This window comes from Xanthomonas sp. WCS2018Noco2-27, assembly GCF_031843525.1.
Lineage (GTDB): Bacteria > Pseudomonadota > Gammaproteobacteria > Xanthomonadales > Xanthomonadaceae > Xanthomonas.
In genome coordinates this window covers 1-20429 of record NZ_JAVTIK010000022.1, presented here as the reverse complement: position 1 = coordinate 20429, position 20429 = coordinate 1, and the positions used below count along the sequence as shown (strand labels likewise).

Annotated in this window: 24 protein-coding genes; 13 read left to right on the top strand and 11 right to left on the bottom strand. The window is 66.7% G+C overall.

Annotation, left to right across the window (positions count from 1 at the left end):
* Window position 1 precedes the first annotated feature (1 nt).
* Window positions 2-2326, top strand: coding sequence for a protein-disulfide reductase DsbD (locus RQH86_RS22095; RefSeq protein ID WP_311239395.1), 2325 nt, complete (start codon window positions 2-4; stop codon window positions 2324-2326).
* 79 nt (window positions 2327-2405) lie between these two features.
* Here RQH86_RS22095 and RQH86_RS22090 read toward each other — a convergent pair whose 3' ends face one another.
* Complete coding sequence (locus RQH86_RS22090; RefSeq protein ID WP_311239394.1) at window positions 2406-2981, bottom strand: TetR family transcriptional regulator; 576 nt, start codon at window positions 2979-2981, stop codon at window positions 2406-2408.
* Between the two features lie 216 nt (window positions 2982-3197).
* Between RQH86_RS22090 and RQH86_RS22085 the strand changes: the two genes are divergently transcribed.
* From RQH86_RS22085 to accC, 7 genes are all read left to right on the top strand, one after another.
* Window positions 3198-4010 carry an oxidoreductase gene (locus tag RQH86_RS22085; RefSeq protein WP_311239393.1) on the top strand — a complete coding sequence of 271 codons (813 nt, stop codon included), beginning with the start codon at window positions 3198-3200 and terminating at the stop codon, window positions 4008-4010.
* 59 nt (window positions 4011-4069) lie between these two features.
* Complete coding sequence (locus tag RQH86_RS22080) at window positions 4070-4528, top strand: GFA family protein (RefSeq protein WP_115561130.1); 459 nt, start codon at window positions 4070-4072, stop codon at window positions 4526-4528.
* A 55-nt stretch (window positions 4529-4583) separates the two neighbouring features.
* A complete protein-coding gene (locus tag RQH86_RS22075) occupies window positions 4584-4880 on the top strand; it encodes a YciI family protein (RefSeq protein ID WP_115512714.1) in 297 nt (98 codons plus the stop codon).
* Window positions 4881-5209: 329 nt separating this feature from the next.
* On the top strand, window positions 5210-5656 hold the full coding sequence (aroQ, locus tag RQH86_RS22070; protein ID WP_055853151.1) for a type II 3-dehydroquinate dehydratase: 447 nt from the start codon (window positions 5210-5212) through the stop codon (window positions 5654-5656).
* Between the two features lie 98 nt (window positions 5657-5754).
* The gene (gene accB / locus RQH86_RS22065) at window positions 5755-6237 is read left to right on the top strand and encodes an acetyl-CoA carboxylase biotin carboxyl carrier protein (protein ID WP_055853153.1); all 483 of its coding nucleotides are present in this window, start codon (window positions 5755-5757) and stop codon (window positions 6235-6237) included.
* A 77-nt stretch (window positions 6238-6314) separates the two neighbouring features.
* Entirely contained in the window at window positions 6315-6644 is a 330-nt protein-coding gene (locus RQH86_RS22060) for a four helix bundle protein (RefSeq protein ID WP_236699304.1), read from the top strand.
* Between the two features lie 42 nt (window positions 6645-6686).
* Window positions 6687-8054 carry an acetyl-CoA carboxylase biotin carboxylase subunit gene (gene accC, locus RQH86_RS22055; protein WP_055853158.1) on the top strand — a complete coding sequence of 456 codons (1368 nt, stop codon included), beginning with the start codon at window positions 6687-6689 and terminating at the stop codon, window positions 8052-8054.
* 315 nt (window positions 8055-8369) lie between these two features.
* Here the strand turns inward: accC and RQH86_RS22050 are convergent, their stop codons facing one another.
* Together RQH86_RS22050 and RQH86_RS22045 are read right to left on the bottom strand one after the other, a co-directional pair.
* A complete protein-coding gene (locus RQH86_RS22050; protein ID WP_311239392.1) occupies window positions 8370-8735 on the bottom strand; it encodes a hypothetical protein in 366 nt (121 codons plus the stop codon).
* On the bottom strand, window positions 8732-9658 hold the full coding sequence (locus tag RQH86_RS22045) for a hypothetical protein (RefSeq protein ID WP_115552796.1): 927 nt from the start codon (window positions 9656-9658) through the stop codon (window positions 8732-8734). Before RQH86_RS22045 ends, RQH86_RS22050 begins: the two co-directional genes overlap by 4 nt.
* A 129-nt stretch (window positions 9659-9787) precedes the next feature.
* Here RQH86_RS22045 and RQH86_RS22040 point away from each other — a divergent pair, with 129 nt between their 5' ends.
* Together RQH86_RS22040 and prmA are read left to right on the top strand one after the other, a co-directional pair.
* Window positions 9788-10291, top strand: coding sequence for a hypothetical protein (locus RQH86_RS22040; RefSeq protein WP_311239391.1), 504 nt, complete (start codon window positions 9788-9790; stop codon window positions 10289-10291).
* On the top strand, window positions 10278-11198 hold the full coding sequence (gene prmA / locus RQH86_RS22035; RefSeq protein WP_115552795.1) for a 50S ribosomal protein L11 methyltransferase: 921 nt from the start codon (window positions 10278-10280) through the stop codon (window positions 11196-11198). Before RQH86_RS22040 ends, prmA begins: the two co-directional genes overlap by 14 nt.
* Before the next feature lie 12 nt (window positions 11199-11210).
* On the opposite strand, the gene RQH86_RS22030 is transcribed toward prmA, so the two are convergent.
* Complete coding sequence (locus tag RQH86_RS22030) at window positions 11211-11708, bottom strand: hypothetical protein (RefSeq protein ID WP_311239390.1); 498 nt, start codon at window positions 11706-11708, stop codon at window positions 11211-11213.
* Between the two features lie 144 nt (window positions 11709-11852).
* On the opposite strand from RQH86_RS22030, the gene RQH86_RS22025 reads away from it, so the two are divergent.
* From RQH86_RS22025 to fis, 3 genes are all read left to right on the top strand, one after another.
* Complete coding sequence (locus tag RQH86_RS22025) at window positions 11853-12230, top strand: helix-turn-helix domain-containing protein (RefSeq protein ID WP_055853170.1); 378 nt, start codon at window positions 11853-11855, stop codon at window positions 12228-12230.
* 330 nt (window positions 12231-12560) lie between these two features.
* Window positions 12561-13637 carry a DUF3426 domain-containing protein gene (locus RQH86_RS22020; protein ID WP_311239389.1) on the top strand — a complete coding sequence of 359 codons (1077 nt, stop codon included), beginning with the start codon at window positions 12561-12563 and terminating at the stop codon, window positions 13635-13637.
* Window positions 13638-13751: 114 nt separating this feature from the next.
* Window positions 13752-14024 carry a DNA-binding transcriptional regulator Fis gene (fis, locus tag RQH86_RS22015; protein ID WP_002804983.1) on the top strand — a complete coding sequence of 91 codons (273 nt, stop codon included), beginning with the start codon at window positions 13752-13754 and terminating at the stop codon, window positions 14022-14024.
* A gap of 79 nt (window positions 14025-14103) precedes the next feature.
* On the opposite strand, the gene RQH86_RS22010 is transcribed toward fis, so the two are convergent.
* From RQH86_RS22010 to RQH86_RS21980, 7 genes are all read right to left on the bottom strand, one after another.
* Window positions 14104-15078, bottom strand: coding sequence for a phosphatidate cytidylyltransferase (locus tag RQH86_RS22010; protein ID WP_055853171.1), 975 nt, complete (start codon window positions 15076-15078; stop codon window positions 14104-14106).
* The gene (locus RQH86_RS22005) at window positions 15075-15707 is read right to left on the bottom strand and encodes a lysophospholipid acyltransferase family protein (RefSeq protein WP_055853173.1); all 633 of its coding nucleotides are present in this window, start codon (window positions 15705-15707) and stop codon (window positions 15075-15077) included. Before RQH86_RS22005 ends, RQH86_RS22010 begins: the two co-directional genes overlap by 4 nt.
* The gene (locus tag RQH86_RS22000) at window positions 15704-16348 is read right to left on the bottom strand and encodes a CDP-alcohol phosphatidyltransferase family protein (RefSeq protein ID WP_055853175.1); all 645 of its coding nucleotides are present in this window, start codon (window positions 16346-16348) and stop codon (window positions 15704-15706) included. The genes RQH86_RS22005 and RQH86_RS22000 overlap by 4 nt, the downstream gene beginning before the upstream one ends.
* Window positions 16348-17841 carry a TIGR04222 domain-containing membrane protein gene (locus tag RQH86_RS21995; RefSeq protein WP_311239388.1) on the bottom strand — a complete coding sequence of 498 codons (1494 nt, stop codon included), beginning with the start codon at window positions 17839-17841 and terminating at the stop codon, window positions 16348-16350. The genes RQH86_RS22000 and RQH86_RS21995 overlap by 1 nt, the downstream gene beginning before the upstream one ends.
* Complete coding sequence (locus RQH86_RS21990) at window positions 17838-18281, bottom strand: hypothetical protein (RefSeq protein WP_115552790.1); 444 nt, start codon at window positions 18279-18281, stop codon at window positions 17838-17840. The genes RQH86_RS21995 and RQH86_RS21990 overlap by 4 nt, the downstream gene beginning before the upstream one ends.
* Window positions 18278-19615 (bottom strand): phosphatase PAP2/dual specificity phosphatase family protein, encoded by a 1338-nt coding sequence (locus RQH86_RS21985; RefSeq protein ID WP_311239387.1) that lies wholly within the window; start codon window positions 19613-19615, stop codon window positions 18278-18280. The genes RQH86_RS21990 and RQH86_RS21985 overlap by 4 nt, the downstream gene beginning before the upstream one ends.
* On the bottom strand, window positions 19612-20429 hold an 818-nt coding region (locus RQH86_RS21980; protein WP_311260740.1), incomplete at its 5' end, for a class I SAM-dependent methyltransferase family protein. The genes RQH86_RS21985 and RQH86_RS21980, both read right to left, overlap by 4 nt.

Below are 20429 nucleotides of genomic sequence, written 5' to 3'. Positions count from 1 at the left end.
CATGAAGTCTTTGTCCCGCTGGATCGCCCGCTGCGCACTGCTGTCCGCTCCTGTCATCGCCGCCTCGCTCGTACTGGTGGCACCTGCCGCGCAGGCGGTCAGCGAGGCCGACCTGCTGCCGGTCAACCAGGCTTTCGTGCTCAGCGCCCAGGCCGACAGCCGCGACAGCATCGGCCTGACCTGGAAAATCGCGCCGGGCTATTACCTGTACCGGCACCGCATCAGCGTCAAATCCGGGCAAGGCTTTTCTGCGGGCGACTTGACCCTGCCGGAAGGCGAGAGCAAGCACGACGAGTTCTTCGGCCAGGTGCAGACCTACCGCAAGCAACTGCAGGCCACCCTGGCCGGCAAGGCCGATCCGGCGCTGAAAACCGCGGTCCTGCAGGTGCAATACCAGGGCTGCGCCGATGCCGGGGTGTGCTACCCGCCGCAACGGCGCGAGATCCGCGTGACCCTGCCCGACGCACAGGCGGGTGGTGCTGCCGCTTCCACGCCGCAACGCGAGAATCTGGGGGCGCTGGTGCCGCGCGCCGCGCCCGGCCCGCGCCTGTTCGGGGCGCCCGGCCAGACTGCCGGTGTAGATGCACTGCCGCTGCCGGCCGAGCAAGCCTTTACCTTCGAAGCCATCGTCGGCGACGGCAACAGCCTGCTGCTGCGCTTCACCCCGGCGCCGGGCTATTACCTCTACCGCGACCGCACCTCGCTGGCGGTGGAAGGCAGCAGTGGCGTGCGCACCGGGCTGCCGCGCTGGCCACAGGGCAAGACCCACCGCGATGAACACTTCGGCGATGTGGTGGTGTATTTCGACCAGGCCGAAGTCACCTTGCCGCTGCTGCGCGAGCGTGCCGACCCGGCGCGGGTGACCCTGGTGGCGACCTTCCAGGGCTGCCAGACCGATGGCATCTGCTATCCGCCGATGACCCGCCGCGTGACGCTGGACCTGCCCGCCGGCACGGTGTCGCCGCAGAACCAGGCGCAAGCCGCTCCGCTGATGATCTCGCCGCTGGCCGCCGGGCAAACGCCGCCCGGGCCCGCCCCGGCAACGGCATCGGGCGGCAAGACGCAGCCCGCGCCGACAGCGGCAGCCGACAACCCGCAGCGCACCCAGCCGCCGCACACCGACAAGGGCCTGCTGGCGATGCTGGCGCTGGCGCTGCTCGGCGGGCTGGTGCTGAACCTGATGCCGTGCGTGCTGCCGATCCTGTCGCTGAAGGTGCTGGGCCTGGCCCACAGCGGCGAGAGTCGCAGCCACGCGCGCAGCCATGCCATCTGGTATTCGCTGGGCGTGCTGGTGTCGTTCGCCGCCATCGGTGGGCTGGTGATCGCCCTGCGTGCGGCCGGCCAGGCGGCCGGCTGGGGCTTCCAGCTGCAACAGCCGTGGTTCGTGGCGGCGCTGGCGTATCTGATGTTTGCGGTGGGCCTGAGCCTGTCGGGCGTGTTCACGCTGGGCAGCAATCTGGGCGGCATCGGCCAGTCGCTGGCCGCGCGCAATGGCCCGCTGGGCGATTTCTTCACCGGTGTGCTGGCCTGTGTGGTCGCCAGCCCCTGCATCGCCCCGTTCATGGGCACCGCCCTGGCCTATGCCTTCACCGCGCCTGCGCCGCTGGCGATGCTGGTGTTTCTGGCGCTGGGCCTGGGCCTGGCGCTGCCGTTCCTGTTGATCGGCTTCATCCCGTCGCTGGCGCGGCGCCTGCCCACGCCCGGTGCGTGGATGGAAACGCTCAAGCAGGTGCTGGCGTTCCCGATGTATCTCACCGCGATCTGGCTGCTGTGGGTGCTGGGCAAACAGCGCGGCGTGGATGCGCTGGCCCTGATGCTGGTCGGCGCCACCCTGCTGGCGCTGGGTCTGTGGTGTTTCGAGCGTAGCCGCTGGAACAGCAACCGCACGGGCATGCGCCTGGCGGTGGCGATGCTGGTGCTGGCCATCGTGCCGGTGGTGGGCGTCACCCGCCTGCGTTTGCCGGCCGCCACCGCTGCCAGCGAAGGCGCGGTCGCGTTCTCGCCGCAGCTGCTGGACCGTCTGCGCGCCGACAACCGGGTGGTGTTCGTCAACATGACCGCGGACTGGTGCGTGACCTGCAAGGCCAACGAAAAGAACGTGCTCAGCAGCGCCGAGTTCCGCGATGCGTTGCGCCGCGTGGATGCGGTCTACATGAAAGGCGACTGGACCAATGTCGACCCGGCCATCAGCACCTTCCTCGACCAGCACCAGGCGGTCGGCGTGCCGCTGTACGTGGTGTACGGCCCTGGCGCCCCGCCGGCCATCCTGCCCACGGTGCTGACCAATGCGATCACCGAGGATGCGTTGCTGCGCGCGGCGCGCTGAAAACAGCCTGCTGCGCCGAAGAAGGCGCTTGATGCGCCCCGCGTGAGCGGCGCAGTGCCCACGTCGGCCGATTCCACGCTCACCCGTCCTGCTGCGTGCCGAGAGCGGCCAGGATGCGCGCGCGGCTGACCTGCAGAATCTCCTCGGCCAGCGCCGAGTCGTCCGGACACGCGCGCGACAACATCACCGCGCCAACCACGCGCGCATACGTGTCGAGCATCGTTTCCCGCGCCTGGCCCGCACCCTGCGGGCCCGCCTCGCTGTCGACAAAGTTCGCCAGGCTGTTCTCGATGCCCTGCGCAAACGTCGCCCGGATGTCCTCGCCCTGGCGCGCAGCGTCACCGCTCAGTGCCGCCATCGTGCAACCCGCACCGCGATCGTCGCGGTGGTCGCGGGACAGGTAGGAATCGACGAATGCCGACAGATCCGCATGTTTGTCGTTGGCCAGGCGCTGCGCAATGCCGCTGGCCGCCGTCTCGGCCATGAGGTCGGCCTTGGAACGGAAGTGTTTGTAGAACCCGCCCTGGGTGAAACCGGCAGCAGACATCAGTTCGGCAATCCCCACCCCGTCGTAGCCCCGCTCCCGGAACAACGCGGCGGCGGTCTGGACAATATGGGCGCGATTTTCCTGCGCCTGGGCCTTGGTGACTTTCATGAGTGGATGTCTCTGCGATGGACGACAAGGGCAGCCAGTATTTCATTGATGTCGATCGTAATCAAACTATTGACAACTTAGATTACTACCGACATCATTAGGCCAACTGAGGTGCTTCGACTCATCCAATCACCTGCGGCGACCCGCTTACCTACATCACTCACCGGACTGGCGTCGCCGCTCCGGAACCACCACACCTCATCCGAGACTCGACAAATGAACAACGCGAAAAATGCAGTTGCCCTGGTCACAGGCGCCTCCTCCGGCATCGGCCAAGTCACCGCCAAGGCACTGGTCACTGCGGGTTACCGCGTCTTCGGAACCAGCCGCAAGCCGGCAACCAGCACGCCGGGCGTGACCATGCTGGTCTGCGACGTCACCGACGAGACCTCGGTGCAGACGCTGATCGAGGAGATCGTCAAACAAGCCGGCCGTATCGATCTGGTGGTCAACAACGCCGGCATCGGCCTGATCGGCGCCGCGGAAGATTCATCCATTGCCCAGGCCCAGCGCCTGTTCGACGTCAACGTGTTCGGCGTTGCCCGTGTGGTCAATGCGGTGCTGCCGATCATGCGTGCGCAGCGCAGCGGCCGCATCATCAATATGAGCTCCATCCTTGGCCTGATCCCCTCGCCGTTCAACGCCTACTACGCGTCGACCAAGCACGCCATTGAGGGCTATACCGAATCGCTCGATCACGAAGTGCGCGCCTTGGGTATCCGCGCCCTGCTCGTGGAGCCCGGCGTGACCCGCACCGCGTTCGAAGAAAACCTGACCCGCGCCGACCAGCCGCTGCCGGTCTACGCCACCGAGCGCGCGCGCAGCGAAACGTTGATGCGCAAGTGGGTGGAATCGGGCGATCTGCCGCAGGTCGTGGCCGACACCGTGGTCAAGGCCGCCACGGCGACCAAACCGAAACTGCGCTACTCGGCCGGCAAGCAATCCACGCAGGTAAGTACGCTGCGCCGCTTCATGCCCGAGCGGATGGTCGACAGCACGCTGCGCAAGTTCAACGAGTTTCCTGCCTGATCTGCAGGCCTATGCGGTAAGTGGTGTTCTCTCAACCTTACGTCCGGGATCGCAACCCAATGAATGCACACCAGCAACCGCATCTGCATGGCCGCTGCGCATGCGGACAGTTTTCGTACGTGGCCAGTCAGGCACCACGCGCCCGTTTCATTTGCCACTGCCTGTTCTGTCAGGACTTCACGGGCGAGGCTTTTTCCGATGTTTCGGTGCTGCTGGCGCATCAGCTCACCATGACCGGCGCCGACGCACTCGTCCACAAGAAGTACCGCCGCCCGCCCAATCTTGATCGCGCCGTCTGCGCCAATTGCAGAAAGCCGGCTATGGAGACGATGGGCGCCGGACCTTTGAAGTTGGTATTTGTGCCATCGCAGCACGTTGTCGAAAAGGCCAGGCTGCCGCCCGTCCAGCTTCATGCGTTTTATAACCGTCGCAAGATCGATGTTGCGGACGATTTGCCTAAGTACTCCCACTACTGGCCAAGCCAGTTCGCCATTGTAAAAACCATCATGGGCCTGTAGGCATCCGCCAGCCAGGCGCCACGCCCCCCTCCCTCCGCTCTAACTGGACATCAAAATGAAAGCATTCCTGACCAAGTGGATCCCGCCACGCGCCGATTTCCTGCCGACGATGACCGAGCAGGAGGCCGGGCAAATGCAAGCGCATGGCGCCTGGCTGGAAGATCATCTGCACAACGGCAGGATCGTTGCGCATGGCCCGGTGCTGGACCCTGCCGGTAGCTATGGCGTGGCACTCTGGCAACTTCAGGACGACCAGGACATCAGCGAGTTGACCGCACAGGACCCGATCATTCGGGCAGGCATTGGTCACTACGCGCATTTCCCGATGCTTCAACTCAAAGCGCACGGCTGACTCCAAGCAAACGTGCGTCAAAGGCAGGCCGCCTTGCCTGCATGAGCATCAGCGATGCAGGCAAGGCGAGACCGAACCACCGGGGCAGTCCCGACTCGTTAAGCTCCGGTGCCGGTGGAGCCGGTGCAAGATTCCAATCAAGCGCGGCATGACGCAGGAAAGCCAGCGGCGCACCGATATCCGTTCCGCGTCAAGCACCCGCACGCCCTGCCAAAGCGACGGTGCTGCGAAATAATCAAACAGATGTTTAAAACAGCTATAACTTCTGCTATCTGGACAGCATCGCCCACATCGCGCAGACTTCCGGCCTTTCCGCTCTGCTGGATCTCATGGCCCACCTGCTGCTGCTGCACGGCCCCAACCTCAACCTGCTCGGTACCCGCGAGCCGGAGGTCTACGGGCGCACCACGCTGGCGCAGATCGATGCAGCCCTGGTGGACCGCGCGCAGGCAGCCGGACACACGTTGGCCTGCCTGCAGTCCAACGCCGAGCATGTGCTGGTGGAGCGCATTCACGCTGCCCGCGAGGACGGCACCGCCTACATCCTGATCAACCCGGCCGCCTTCACCCACACCTCGGTGGCGCTGCGCGACGCGCTGCTGGGCGTGGGCCTGCCGTTCGTGGAGATCCATCTGTCCAATCCGCATGCGCGCGAGCCATTTCGCCACCACAGCTATCTCAGCGACAAGGCCGACGGCGTGATCTGCGGCTTCGGCGCAGACAGCTACCGGTTGGCGCTGGAAGCGGCGATCGCGCGCCTGGAGCGCGACGCATGACACCTGCAGCAACGACCACGGCGCCCACGCCGACGGTCTGACCCCATTCCGCCGGCACCCCGCCGACACTCTCCACCGATTCACCTCAAGAGGCCCTTATGGATCTCCGCAAAATCAAGAAACTGATCGACCTGCTCGAAGAATCCAATCTCGCCGAAATCGAGATCAAGGAAGGCGAAGAAAGCGTGCGTCTGGCGCGTGTGCCCAAGGGCACCCAGGTGGTGAGCGCGCCGATGCAGCAGTACGCACCGGCCCCCGCCGCGCCGCCGCAAGCGGCCTCCATGGCGATGCAGTCGCCCACCGAGGCGTCCACCGGTGGGGCAAAGCAGGCTGCCGCGTTGCCGGAAGGCCATGTGCTGCGCGCGCCGATGGTCGGCACGTTCTACACCTCGCCCTCCCCCGACAAGCCGGTGTTCGTCACCGTGGGCCAAGCCGTCAAGGCCGGCGACACCCTGGCGATCATCGAGGCGATGAAGATGTTCAACCCGATCGAAGCCGACGTCTCCGGCACCATCGTCGCCATCCTCGGCGAAACCGGTCAGCCGGTGGAATTCGATCAGCCGTTGTTTGTGATTGGCTGAGCGGCCGGGAATCGGGAGTGGAGAATCGGGAATCGGCAAAGCGGCCTCATGAACGTCTTGAGGCGTGGCGCGATTCCATGGAGCTTGTCGAAATGATCTATCGGTTCACCGAGTTCTTTCCCGAGCAGGAACGCTACGGCCTGATAGCGCAATTGCGCCGTGCAGCCGTCAGCGTTCCTTCAAATATCGCCGAAGGTGCGGCGAGACGCTCCACCCCCGATTACGCGCGGTTTCTCTCGATTGCGCGCGGCTCGCTCTCCGAACTGGATACACAGGTCCAGATCGCCGGACGACTGGGCTATAGCAACACCGAAGACGAAGACATCGTCAGCCAGCAGGTCGACCAGGTCTTCGCCAAGCTCACCGCATTGATGAATGCCTTACGCAGACGTGGAGCCGCACCATGATGCCCGCATCTACCCATTCCCCATTCCCGACTCCCTATTCCCATGCTAGATAAAGTCGTCATTGCCAACCGAGGCGAAATCGCGCTGCGCATCCTGCGCGCGTGCCATACGCTCGGCATCCGCACGGTCGCGGTGCATTCCACGGTCGACCGCAACCTCAAGCACGTGGCCATGGCCGATGAGTCGGTGTGTATCGGCCCAGCCGCCTCCAGCGACAGTTACCTCAATATCCCGGCGTTGATCGCTGCGGCCGAGGTGACCGATGCGCAGGCCATCCACCCCGGCTACGGTTTTCTGTCGGAAAACGCCGATTTTGCCGAGCGCGTGGAAGAATCCGGTTTCATCTTCATCGGCCCCAGGGCCGACACCATTCGCCTGATGGGCGACAAGGTGGAAGCGATCCGTGCGATGAAGGCCGCCGGCGTACCGTGCGTGCCCGGCTCGGGCGGCCCGTTGGGCGATGACATCGTCGCCAACACCAAGGTAGCGCGCGAGATCGGCTACCCGGTGATCATCAAGGCCGCCGGTGGCGGCGGTGGACGCGGCATGCGCGTGGTGCATTCGGAAGCGGCGTTGAAGGCTGCGATCGAAACCACCAAGTCCGAAGCCAAGGCCGCTTTCAGCAACGATCAGGTGTACATGGAGAAGTTCCTGGAAAATCCGCGTCACGTGGAAATCCAGGTGCTCGCCGATGGCCAGGGCGGTGCGATCCATCTGGGCGAACGCGATTGTTCGATGCAGCGCCGCCATCAGAAAGTGGTGGAAGAAGCGCCGGCACCGGGCATCACCGAAGAACTGCGCGCTGAAATCGGCAAGGTCTGCGTGGATGCCTGCATCCGCATCGGTTATCGCGGTGCGGGCACCTTCGAATTCCTGTTCGAAGGCGGGCGTTTCTACTTCATCGAAATGAACACCCGTATCCAGGTGGAGCACCCGGTCACCGAGCGCATCACCGGCATCGATCTGGTGTGCGAGCAGCTGCGTATCGCCGCCGGCCACAAGCTCAGCATCAAGCAGAGCGACATTGTGCTGCGCGGGCATGCGATCGAGTGCCGCATCAATGCCGAAGACCCGGAAACCTTCATGCCCAATCCGGGCCTGATCACCGCCTTCCATCCGCCCGGTGGCCCGGGTGTGCGCGTGGATACGCACATCTATGCCGGCTACAAGGTGCCGCCGAACTACGACTCGATGATCGGCAAGTTGATCGTGCACGGGCCCGACCGCGAGACCGCGATCGCGCGCATGCGCGTGGCGTTGAGCGAGATGGTGGTGGACGGCATCAAGACCAACATCCCGTTGCAGCAGCGCATCATGCGCGACAAGGGCTTCCAGGCCGGTGGGCAGAACATCCACTACCTGGAAAAACGCCTGGCCGAGCGCAAGAACAAGTCGATTGCACTGACCTGATCGCACTGGCCATTGCACCACGCAACAAGCCCGGGAAACCGGGCTTGTTGCGTTGGATCCCAGTACATCGCGCCGGCAGTGCATCGCGCAGGCCAGTCACGCAGCTCGACGACAGCGCTCACCGGCAAAACCACACGGCCAGCCGCCCGCTGCGTAGGAGCGCACCCGGGCGCGACCGCTCTTTATCGGTGGAACCTCGTCCGCCCGGGTGCGCTCCTACGGGATCCGGGGTGCCACCGGATTCGCTGCGCAGACCTTCAGTCGTCCGCGCGGATGCGCATCACGCTCGCATCGGGGCGCGATGCGACACGCCATTCAACGCCGCGGCGCAGGCGCCTGCTGGCTGCCCGGTACCGGCACGATGCCGCTGGACGATGCCGGGTCGACCACCATCATGGTTTCGGTGGAGCCATCCGGCCAGACCACCTGAAACATCGAGCCGGCCGACAAGGTGGAGAACGGCATCGCGCTGCTGGCGCGATATACCGCGGCCACCTGGCTAGCGCCATGCTGTCGCTGCTGCGCGTCGGCGCCGACCGTGGTCGATTTGATCGACAGCGGCTGGTAGCGGTGATCGGCGGTATCGATCATCACGATGCCCACCGCCGCGGCCGAATACGCCACGAATAACGCCACCCAGAACCAGAACTTGGCGCCATGCGCCAACCGACGGTAATTCATGACTGCGCTCCCGGATCGGACACCAATGTATCGACCATCTCATCCACCCTGTCTGCTCCCTGCCGCGGCACCGCGGCGTCGAATACGAACGACACAAAATCCTGTGCGCTATCGCGCGAGCAGATGCCCGCGTTGGCGCAATAACTGGTGACCAGCGTGCTATCGGCACTGCAGTCCAGACCCAGGCGGCATGCGGCCACCTGCCAGGCGAGTTCGGCGAACTGATCGCCGGCCACATACCCTTCCAGACTGTCATCGCCGCTGGCACGCGCGCCCATCGCAGGCGCCAGCGCCAGATAGGCCTCCGGGTCACGCGAGGCCAGCACGCGCTGCACCAGCGCGCGCTTGTAGGTGGGGGTTGCCTGCAGCGGTTCGCCCAGGGCCAGCAACGCGGCTTCGGCGGCCAGGCTGCCGCCGCGCGCGGCGCGCAGCCGTTGTTGCGCCACCAGGCGCGGGCTCAGCCCATCGCTGGGAGCGAAGCCGGCACAGCGCTGCGCGACACGATCGCGCGCAGCGTGCATCGCGGCCACGCCGGGCGTCTGGTGCGCGGCGATCCAGTCGCTGTCGGCGGCGTAGCCGGCCGGGCTGTCTGCATACGGCGCGCAGTAATCGTAGACCCGGCTCAGGCGCCAGCCGGCCTGCGCATCGCCGGCGCGCACCTTCTGCTGCAACTGCTGCGCGTAGCGATACAGATCCGGCTGCGCATCCACCGCATCGCGATACGGCAGATGCAGCGCGTTGCCGCGTTCGGAAGAGGTGTGGCGCGCTGGCGTTGCAGCAGCAGCGCGCGCGGAAGTGGCGCTGGCGGCGGGCACTGCAGTGGCGAGCGCCGTCGGTTGCGCGCGCAGCTGCCACCAGGCTGCCGCCGCGAGCGCGACGGGAGCGAGCAACAGCCAGAGATGGCGGGCACGGACAAGCGGCATGACAGCGGCAACCCAGCTGCGGAAGACGCCCGCAGCAACGGCGCGGAGTCTAGCACCCGGCTGTGTCGGCAGCGGCCGCCAAGCGGGCGCTGCCAGCGCGTGCGGTACCGATGGGCAGTACCTGCAGTGATGGCCAGCGCGACCGATGACAACGACTACGGGACCAACAACCGGGCGCGGCCGGTGCTGGGTGCGGCAGGCACCACGCGTACACACCGGTTTATGCGCAGCGCCCAGATCCGCCTGTCAGCCACTCGCTGCACTTCTTGGCGCTCTTCGCACGATGCGCCTGTTGCGTGCGCGCCGCGGATGTCTGGCCGCATCGCGCTCCTTGCGCAGGTGCAGGTGCAGGTGCAGGTACGTATTGCATGTAGACACGTCGCGATACGAGCGCGGCGTGGTTGCGACGTGCGTGCAGCACCCTTCAAGCACACATTGCCATCTGGTGCCCACAGCAACGCAGATCGGTCGCTGGCCTTGATCGGCCGATCTTGCGCATCGCTGCTTGATTCCGGTGCCGCCATCCTCCACAAAACCGTGCGCCCCGCCTGGGGCACCGTGTCAGCCCGCCGGCGCGAATCGTCTACGATGCACGCCTTGATGATTGCCGACTGCCACGATGCCGTTTCTTGAACTGACCCTGCCCTGCTCCGATACCACTCAGCCCCGCTTCCAGACCGCGCTGGAGGAAGTCGGCGCGCTGGCGGTGACCCTGCTCGATGCCGATGCCGATACCAGCAACGAGCGCGCCATCCTGGAGCCCGGCGTGGGTGAGATGCCGCTCTGGAATGCGCTGGTGCTGACCGCGCTGTTCGATGGCGAGAGCGACGCGCTGGAGGTGCTTGCGGCGCTGGAAGCGTTCGACCCGGAGCTGGACTGGAGCCAGGTGGCGCTGCGCATGGTCGAAGACAGCGACTGGGAACGCGCGTGGATGGATCTGTTCAAGCCGATGCAGTTCGGTGCGCGCACCTTCATTGTGCCGTGGAATCACGACCTGCCCGAGGCGGCCGACACAGCGGAGGCCGCCGTGGTGCGGCTGGATCCGGGCCTGGCGTTCGGGTCGGGCACGCATCAGACCACCGCGCTGTGCCTGCGCTGGCTGGATCGCCTGGCCGGCAGCGGCGAGTTGCAGGGGCGCAGCGTGCTGGACTTCGGGTGCGGCTCTGGGATTCTGGCGGTCGCCGCGCTGAAGCTGGGTGCCAGCAGCGCCGTGGGGGTGGACAACGACCCGCAGGCGCTGCTGGCAACGGCCGACAATGCCGAACGCAACGCCGTGGCCGCGCAGCTGGCGGTGTATCTGCCCCAGGACGAGCCGGTGCAGACCTATCCGGTGGTGGTCGCCAACATCCTGGCCTCGGCGCTGGATGCGCTGGCCGACACCCTGGCCGCGCGCGTGGCGCCGGGTGGCCGCATTGCCCTGTCGGGCATCCTGCACGGCCAGGAAGACGACCTGCTGCAGCGCTATGCACCGTGGTTCGATCAGCTGCGCTGCGAGCGCGACGAAGACTGGATGCGCATCGACGGCGTTCGCCGCAGCTGATCCTGGGCCGGCTCACCGGCGCGGGCGGCCGGCGCGAATCTGCGCGGTGGTCACCGCATCGGCCACGCTGATCGCACGCAGGCGGGTCACCGCCTGCCAGCCGGCACGCTGCAACGCCGCACTGCGCCAGCGCTCGGCATGCCGGGCCGCATACACACGCAGCACCAGCTCGGCCAGCAACAGCGCCCCCCAGACGCCCGCCGACCACGCCTGCGCACCGGCCAGCGCCATGCCTGCGGCCAAACCAGCGAGCGTCGCCCCCATCCCCAGCAACGGCCAGTGCCGATAGCGCAACGCCCAGACCCGTGGCGCCAGCGCCGCTGACCAGTGCACGCCCTCGACGATGGCGGCCCAGTCCTGGGCGCGTCGCCAGACTTGGTAGCAGGCCGCACCGCGAAAGCGCCTGACCGCCGGATCCAGCGGCGAATCGGCGGGCCACGGCGCGCTCGGCGGCGGTATCCGGCCACCGCGATGGTCCGGTGTTGGAGTGACAGGCTCGACCATGAACATCCTCCTTGAGTTCGCTGCGATCACGTCATCGATGTCATCACGACAGTATCGCAAACATATGCCGATATGAAAGACATACGAACTATCCCCAAGTGCTGCTAGGGCTATATCTCCCGGCCCTGCCTGCCTCCCATCCGGTGCCGTGTGAGCAAGCTGTACGAACGAGTACGCGAAGCCCGCAGCTTCACCAAGCTGACCCAGGAAGCCCTGGCCGGCGAGCTGGGCGTTACCCGCAGCGCGGTGGCGCAGTGGGAAATGGCCGAAGGCACCGCCCCGTCGGTGGAGAACCTGATCGGCCTGGCCAAGCGCAGCGGCATGGCGTTCGAATACCTGGCCACCGGCCGCGGCGATCGCGTGTTCGGCCCGCCGGTCTCGGCGATTGCCGAGGAACCGGCCCAGTACCGCCGCCTGGACGACCAGCAACGCGTGCTATTGGCGCGCTTCGACACCCTGGCGCCGCGGCAGCGCAGCGGGCTGCTGGATCTGTTGCTGGCCGAGGGCAAGACACGGCGCAGGCGGTGAGGCTGGGAATCGGGAATCGGGAATCGGGATTGGGGAATCGGGAATCGGGAATCGAAACAGCGGGCTTGCTGCGCTCTCGCGTGAGCTGCGGTGGTGTTGGCGTTTCCCGTAGGCGGACAGCGACTTTCCGTGCCTCCATTGCTCGTTAGCATCGCCGCCAAGGCGCTGGCCGCAGACACCTACTTTCGGTGAATCTGTCTTCCTGGGTAGCGTCGCGGCATCGTTGCCAAGGCACTGCGCCAGGAAGCACGCGTCGCACTTCCCCATCCGGGCGTTCGCCCATCGCTGCGCACGTGGTTGAATAGCGGTCTTCCCGCTGCACGCCTGCCGATGTCAGAGACTCCGCCACCGCGCCGCCCCCTTGCCACCTTTCTGCGGGCAACGCCGCCGCCTGCACCGACGTTGATTCAACCGCCGGTGCTGCCGGCCACCGCGCCTGCGGAGCAGGTGGTGCCGATGCCCGCGACTGAGACGCCAGCTGCGCCCGTGCTGCAACCGGTGCCTGCGCCGCCGACGTCCGAGGCCGCTGCACCAGGCGGGCCGGCCGTGAGCGCGCCACGCACCGCGCTGCCGCAGACGCCGCCACCCACCAACGAACACGGCAGCACTGCTGCAGACGACGCCGGGCTGCAGGACACCGCGCCGATTGAACGCGGGGCACCGCAGCTGCCGGTCGAGCGGCAGCCGGCCGACGAAACGCGCTACGAGCCCGCTGCCGAGACCGCGTCCAACAGCGCACGCGACGCCGCAGACCGGCAGGACAGTGAGGCGCTCGATGACGACAGCAACGCCACGTCCACTGCCGACATCGCAGACCACGCGCAGCGCGACACCAGCGCCAGCGAGGCGCACGCCCACCCAGCGCAATTACACCCTTTGCCCACCGCTGCGGTGGCAGCGCCTGCCTTTGCACGCCGCGGGCTAAGCCGCCCACGGCTGCGCGCCAGCGGGCGGCAGTGGGTGCTGTTGATCGGTCTGGTCGGGCTGCTGGGACTGCAGATCGTCATTGCCGACCGTGCGCATCTGGCCGGCGACGCGCGTTGGCGGCCGCTGGTCACCGCTGCCTGCGCGGTGATGCGTTGCACGCTGCCGGCGTGGCGCGAACCGGCCACCCTGACCCTGCTCAATCGCGATGTGCGCCCGCTGCCGGGCCTCGCCGGCGTGCTGCAGATCCAGGCCAGTTTCCGCAACGATGCGCGTTGGGCGCAGGCCTGGCCCTGGTTGCAGCTGTCGCTGTCCGATGCCGATGGGCGGGTGATCGGCACCCGGGTGCTGTCGCCGCAGGAGTACCTGGGCCAGGCGCCAGCCGAGCACGACACGCTGGCGCCGGGTCAAGCCGTGCAGGTGGCGTTTCGCGTGCGCGAACCGGCTGCCAGTACCGCTGCCTTCAGTTTCGACTTCCGCTAAGCGGACACAACCTCGTCCGATAGCCACATGGGCGTGGCGAGCGGTGAGGTCACGCGCTAGACTCACTCCCCCTCGCCGGCCCGCGCCCCGGCCTCGTGACACTGGGAACTTTCTTTGAACGCAGCCCCCTCTCGTCCTGACACCAGTCGTGGCGCCCCGAAGTCGCCGCTGCGCGAACACGTGGCCCAGTCCGTTCGCCGTTACCTACGCGATCTGGACGGCAGCGACGCGGACGATGTGTACGAAATCGTGCTGCGCGAAATGGAGATCCCGTTGTTCGTCGAAGTGCTCAATCACTGCGAAGGCAACCAGAGCCGCGCCGCGGCGATGCTGGGCATCCACCGCGCCACCTTGCGCAAGAAGTTGAAAGAGTACGGGCTGACGTAAGCCGGGAATCGGGATTGGCGAATCGTGAGAGCAGTGCCGCGTTGCTGACCTGCGAGGTGCGCAATTTTTTGCTGCGCGATTACGCCCAGCCGTAGCGGATCAGATGGAAGAACACCGGTGCGGCAAAGCACACCGAGTCCAGCCGATCCAGCACGCCGCCGTGGCCTTCGATCATGTGGCCCCAGTCCTTGATGCCGCGGTCGCGTTTGATCGCCGACATCACCAGACCGCCGAAGAACCCCATCAGATTGGCCACCAGCGCCAGCGCGAACGCGTGCCACGGCGCGAACGGGGTGATCCACCACAGCGCCATGCCGAGCAGGCTGGCCGACAGCACGCCGCCGATGAAGCCTTCCACCGTTTTGGACGGCGACAATTTCGGCGCGATCAGATGGCGGCCGGCCAACTTGCCCCAAACGTACTGCAACACGTCCGACGACTGCACCACGATCACCAGGAACGCGATCAACAACAGATTGCGCCCGGCATACCCGGGGATTTCCAGATTCAGCAATGCGGGCACGTGCGAGATGCAGAACACGCTGATCATCAAGCCCCACTGCACCTTGGCCGTGCGTTCCAGATAGCGCGTGGTATCGCCGCCGATGGTGGCCAGGATCGGCAACACCAAGAACGCGTAGACCGGAATCAGCAGCGTGTACATGCCGTACCAGCCGGTCCACACCAACCCGTATTGCCACGGCAGCACGATGTAGAACGCGGCCAACAACGCGTAGTAATCGCCGCGCCGCGTCGGTGTGAGGGTGATGAACTCGCGCAACGCGAACAACGACACCAGTGCGAACAAGCCGATGACACCGGCGCGCCCAAACACGAACGCGATGCCGACCACTGCCGCCATCACCCACCACGCACGGATCCGCGCCACCAGGTTGTCCAGCACCGCGCTCGGGCGTTCGCGCGCACGCCAACGCAGCGTTTCGGAAATCAGCGTGGCGATGATCAGCACCAGTGCGATACCGCTGAATAACCACAGCGTCTGCTGATGCATCGAGGACTGCTGCAACTGCCCGCTGAAGGCATAAGGATTCATGCGCGCGCCTCCAGTTGGTCCGGCGACAACGCCAGCAACGCCTCGCGTGCGCGCGCCAGGAACGCGTCCTTGTCTTCATCGGCATCCAGCCGCAACGGTGCGCCAAACGTGGTGGTGCACAACAGCGGCAACGGAAGCCATTTGCCCTTGGGCATCACGCGTTTGAGGTTGTCGATCCACACCGGCACGAACTCCAGTTCTGGGCGTTGCCGCGCCAGGTGATACAGCCCGCTTTTGAACGGCAACACGCCTTCGTCCGGGTTGCGCGTGCCTTCGGGAAACAGGATCAGCGAATCGCCGGCATCCACCGCGTCGCACAGGCATTCGATCGGGTCGCGGGTGCGTTGCGCCGGGTTGCGTTCGACCAGCACGCCATTGAACACCGCATGGATCAGGTAGCGCCGCAACGCGGTGCGTTGCCAGTAATCGGCCGCGGCCACCGGGCGCACTTCGTGGCGCAGGCTGGCCGGCAACGAGGACCAGATCAGCACGAAATCGCCATGGCTGGCGTGGTTGCCGTAATACACGCGGCGCTCGTTGGACGGTGCACAGCCGCGCCACAACGCACGCGCGCCGGTCAAGGTACGGATGGCGCCGCTGCAGGCACGCGCAATCAAACGGGCAATCATGTCCACTCCAATGTGCGCACGATCATGCGCAGCCGCAGCACCACCGTCAGCACCGCACCGGCGATCAACACCGCCAGCGCGCCGATCAACACCCAGGCCGCTGCCTGCGGCTGGCCCATCCACTGCAACGGCATCGCCAGCACGGTCATCAGCGACAACCAGTGCATGCGCTGCACGCGCGCCATCGGCCCCTGCCGTGGCTCGGCGGTGCCACAGGCCAGGCCGAGCATGCGCACGTAGGCGGTGGCCACACAGCACAATGCCGCCGCCCAGCCCAGTTGCGCGGCCCACGGCACGCTGGCTTGCAAACCGTAGCCCAGCCCGACGCAGACCAGTACATCCGACAGCCGGTCCGGCGCATCGTTGTAGACCTCGCCGGCGCGCGACACCAGCCGCGCCTGTCGCGCCAGCACGCCATCCAGGCGGTTGCACCACAGCCGCCCCTGCAGGCCGAGCAAGGCCAGCAGCAAGGGGGCGGCGCCTTCGCGCGCCGGTGCACTCAAGGCGATGTAGAACATCACGCCGGCCAGCGCGGCGAAGGCGATGCCGGCCCACGACACGCCATTGGGCGTTGCGCCGCGTCCACGCAAGGCGCGTGCCCAGCGCTGGCGTCGTTGCAACAGGGTCTGCTTGCGTTGCATCAGTCGCCTCCTCCACCGCAACCACCACATCCACCGCCACCGTCTCCACCGCTATCGCCGCCACCACTGTCGCCGCCACCGCCGCAACTGCTGCCGCTGCTGTCGGTGTTGCTGGTCGTTGGCGCGCGCAGCGTGTGGTAGCTCACCCAGGGCGTACCCACCAAGGCGACGGTGCCGTACAACGCCACCGCTTCGCCGGGGTCGTTGCCAGTGCGCGCCGCATCGGGCCGGACTTCCGATCTGCGCTCGTGCAGGCGCGCGTCGCCGGCCCCGCTGCGGCGCACCGGCACCAGCAAAAATCCCAGCAGCAGCATGCTGACCAGCACCATCAACGCCAGCAGATAGCCCACCGGATACCCACCCTGCAGCCCGATCACCAGCTTGCACGCGCCCAGGGTCCACAGTGCGGCTACCGGCACGGCGCTTATCCCGCGCACCAGCAGCGCCATACGCCGATCCAGCAACAGCCCCTTGTCGATCAGCCGCTGCTGCACCGGTGCGGCCAGCGTGCGCAGCGTCTGCCATGCCAGCACCGGATCTTCTCCATCGCGCACGCACTGCAGTGCCGGTTGCAGCGCCGCCGGCACTGCAACGGTGGGATCGCAATGCACCCACTTGCGCGCCTGCGCATCTTCATCGCGCTGCAGATGCACCGCATCGCAGACCAGCAAGCGGGCAAACAGCAGATCGGCCACACGCCCGGCGCCACCGCTCAGGCAGGCCAGTTCCATCGTATCGACCGCGTGCACCGGCGAGGTGCGTCCGATGCTGCGCAATTGGCGGCGCAACCACGCCGATGTAGACCAGGCCAGGCCGATGCCCACCACAAACACCGCCAGAAAACTGCTGCCGCGCCAGTGCAGCGGCGAGGCGGCCTCCCCGTTGCCGGCAACCACGCCAATCACCAGCGTCGCCACGGCCCAGACCAGCAGCGTACCGAGGCCGGCACCGCGCCGCGCGCGCATCGGCTCGCCGCGCAGGGCGCGCAAGCTGGCTTCGGCATCGTGCTGCTGCGCCGGCGTGGCTGCAGACTGCGGCGGTGGCGCAGGCCAGACCTGCGTCGGCGGCACGCCGAAGTGCGTGCTGTACCGCTCAAGGGTCTGCCGATACTGCGTCTGGAAACGCGCAGCGTCGTCGCTGTCGCCACGTCCGGGCTGATGATGCAGCGTGGTCTGCAACACCTGCGGGCAGAACTGCTGCCAATACTCGCGGGTGTCGGTGAGATGGGTGTGCCAGACCTGATCGACCAAGGGGCTGGGCGTGACATCGTGGGTGTCGCTGCAGGCCAGAAAACAGAACCGTCGGTACTCGTCCACCGCCAGCTGCGCCTGCGCCACGCTGCAGTGGGCCTGCTTGGCGACACGCCGCACGAACGCCGGCAACGCATCGGCATCGCTGCCGAAACGATACGCCTGCAAGCGCTGCCACAGCGCCAGCTGCGCCGCGGTGGCCTGCATCGGTTCGGGCTGACCGGAGGCGTGCGTGTTGCTCATCCGAACACCCGCAGTGCCAGTGCTGCGACCATCCACAGCAACTGCGCTGCCACGCTCACCAGTTGCCAGCGCAGCAAGCGGCGCATGCCGCTCCAGCGTGCCGACCAATCGCGGGTGGGTGGCAGCGTCGCGCGCAGGCCGATGGCATGCAGGGCCGTATCGAGTTGTTGCGCAGCCTGTGTCTCGTCGTTGCCGCGCGCGATCTGTGCGATCACGGCTTCCAGCAGGTCGACATCCAGGCCGACGCGGAATGCCCAATAGCGTTGCACCAGCCCCGCCGCTGCGCTGAGCGCAAAGCTCAGTTGTATCGATGGCGGCGCTTCGGCAACGCCCAGCAAGGCAATCGCGGCGGCCAGCAGCAGCAACGAGAACCGGTCCAGTGCCGCGCCCTGGCGCAACACCGCGCGCATGGCTGCCAAGGTCATCAGAGAGGTGTTCATTGGAGGCTCCGCACGGCCGCGCCGTCGTTCTCTAGCTGACCCGTGCACGCCGCCACGATGGCAGCGCGATGCTGTGCGCCCAGCACGATCGAAGCGCGCGCGGTACGCAGTTGCGCTATGGCCGCGTCCACATCGTTACTGCGGCCACTGCGCACCAACCAGGTCGCAACGCTGGCGGCGCTGCGCGAGTAACCCAGTGCGCAGCACACCAGCACCGGGCCATGCACGCGCGCGGATTCGATTGCGTCGGCGGCGGCGCGTAGCTGCGCGGGCGTGGGCGCCACCAGATCCAGCATCGGCAGCGTGCGGTCGTGTGGACGCGCTGCGTACAAGGACAACTCCGCACTCACGTCCACCACTGCGGCGAACGCAGCGCGCTGGCCGGGCAGCGGAATGCGGCCCAGCCACACGCCATCGCAGACCACGCGCGGCAGTGGGTCGCGGCGGGTCCATAGCCGCGAGTTGCACCAGGCTGCCAGCAGATACGGTGCATACAACCAGCGCGCGGCCAGGCTCAAGCCACCATCGGCGCGTTTCTGGAAGCCAAGCGCACCAAGCAGTGCATAGTTCAGCGCGACCAGGCCCAGCGACAGACTCACCCACAGCATCCACAACCCGACGCCGCCGATGTACAACGCCGCCACGGCGCTGGCGACTGCACCGACCAGGTACAACGCGGCCAAACGCCAACGCCGCGGATCGCGCGCCAGGTGCGCCTGCGCAAACGGTGCGGCAATCCGCTCCGGCCACAGCCACACGCACAGCCAACCCGCTGCAAGGCCGGTGGGGATATCCAGAAAATGGTGTTGATACGTGGTCAGCACCGACACGCCGATCAAGCCGAACCAACCGTGCAACAGCCAGCGCCACACACCGGACAGATGCTGCGCGTAACGCACCCACAGCACCACCAGCAACACGATGTGCAGCGACGGCGCCTGATTGAACGGCTTGTCGAAGCCCAGCAGCACGGCGAACAACCAGCCGAACACACCGTCCGTATCCGGGCGCACGAAGCTGTACCGCAACGGCCACAGCACAAAACAGGCCACGCACAGCACTTGCGCGCTGAGCAGACGCAACGCATGCGTATCCAGTTCGCGGCGGGTCCGGCAGACGAAGAACGAGGCGGCGTAGAACAGATCGATCGTCCAATACGGCACGATGGTCCACGGCCAGAACGGCATGCCGTGTTCCCAGCCGAACACCACCGACGGCACCTGCACCGCACGCCCGGCCAGCGTATTGGCCAGGCCATAACTGAGGAAGAAAAACGGCCCCAGGAGCGCCAACCACAGCGCGGCACGACCGCTCGGGCGCGCGCCGTGCGTCATGCGTCGATCCGCTGCGCCATCGACACGGTAAAGATGCCGAATGCATCGATCCGCTGCGCCACCTTGCGGAAGCCTGCCGCCTCTACCAGCGCATCCATCTCCTGCTGGCTGCGCCGGCGCATCACCCAGGCCACGCCATCGCGGTGACTGGTGAGCGCGCGCGCGATGAATTCCAGCTGCGGATGCCACGGCTGGCCGGTGTAGAGCAGATAGCCGCCCGGCTGCACCGCAGCGGCCAGGCCGGCCAGCGAGCGCGCCACCTGGTCGTTGTCGGCAAACAGTTCGTACAACCCCGACACCACCGCCAGGGTGGGCGCCGGCTGCACCGCCGCCAAGGCGGCCGGGTCGAACGCATCGCCTTGTTCGAAGCGGGCAATGTCGCCGGCGCCGAGCGTGCCAATCAGCGCACCGCCCTGGGTGACGTTGAGCGCGCTGAAATCGCGCAGCACGATGGCATCGGCACGTTGCGTACCACTGCCCAGCGCTTCCAGCACGTAACGGCCGTGGCCTGCGGCCACATCGAGCACGCGCACCGGCTGGCCGGCCTGGCGCAAGCGGCCTGCCGCATCGCGCAGTAGTTCGCCCAGATGCGCGCCACGGATGCGGATGCCACGCCAGCCGATCGCATCGAGATAATTACGGTCGATCATGCGCCCCAGCGGGCCACGTCCACGCGCCTGGTTACGGTAGATGTAATCCAGCGTGCTGCCGGAATCGAAGCCGGTCTGCAAGCCCAAGGCAATGCCCTCGGACAACGTGCCGCCCAGACGCAACCCGGCACGCACGCCGCGCCAGCGCAGGTCCTGCAGGCTGT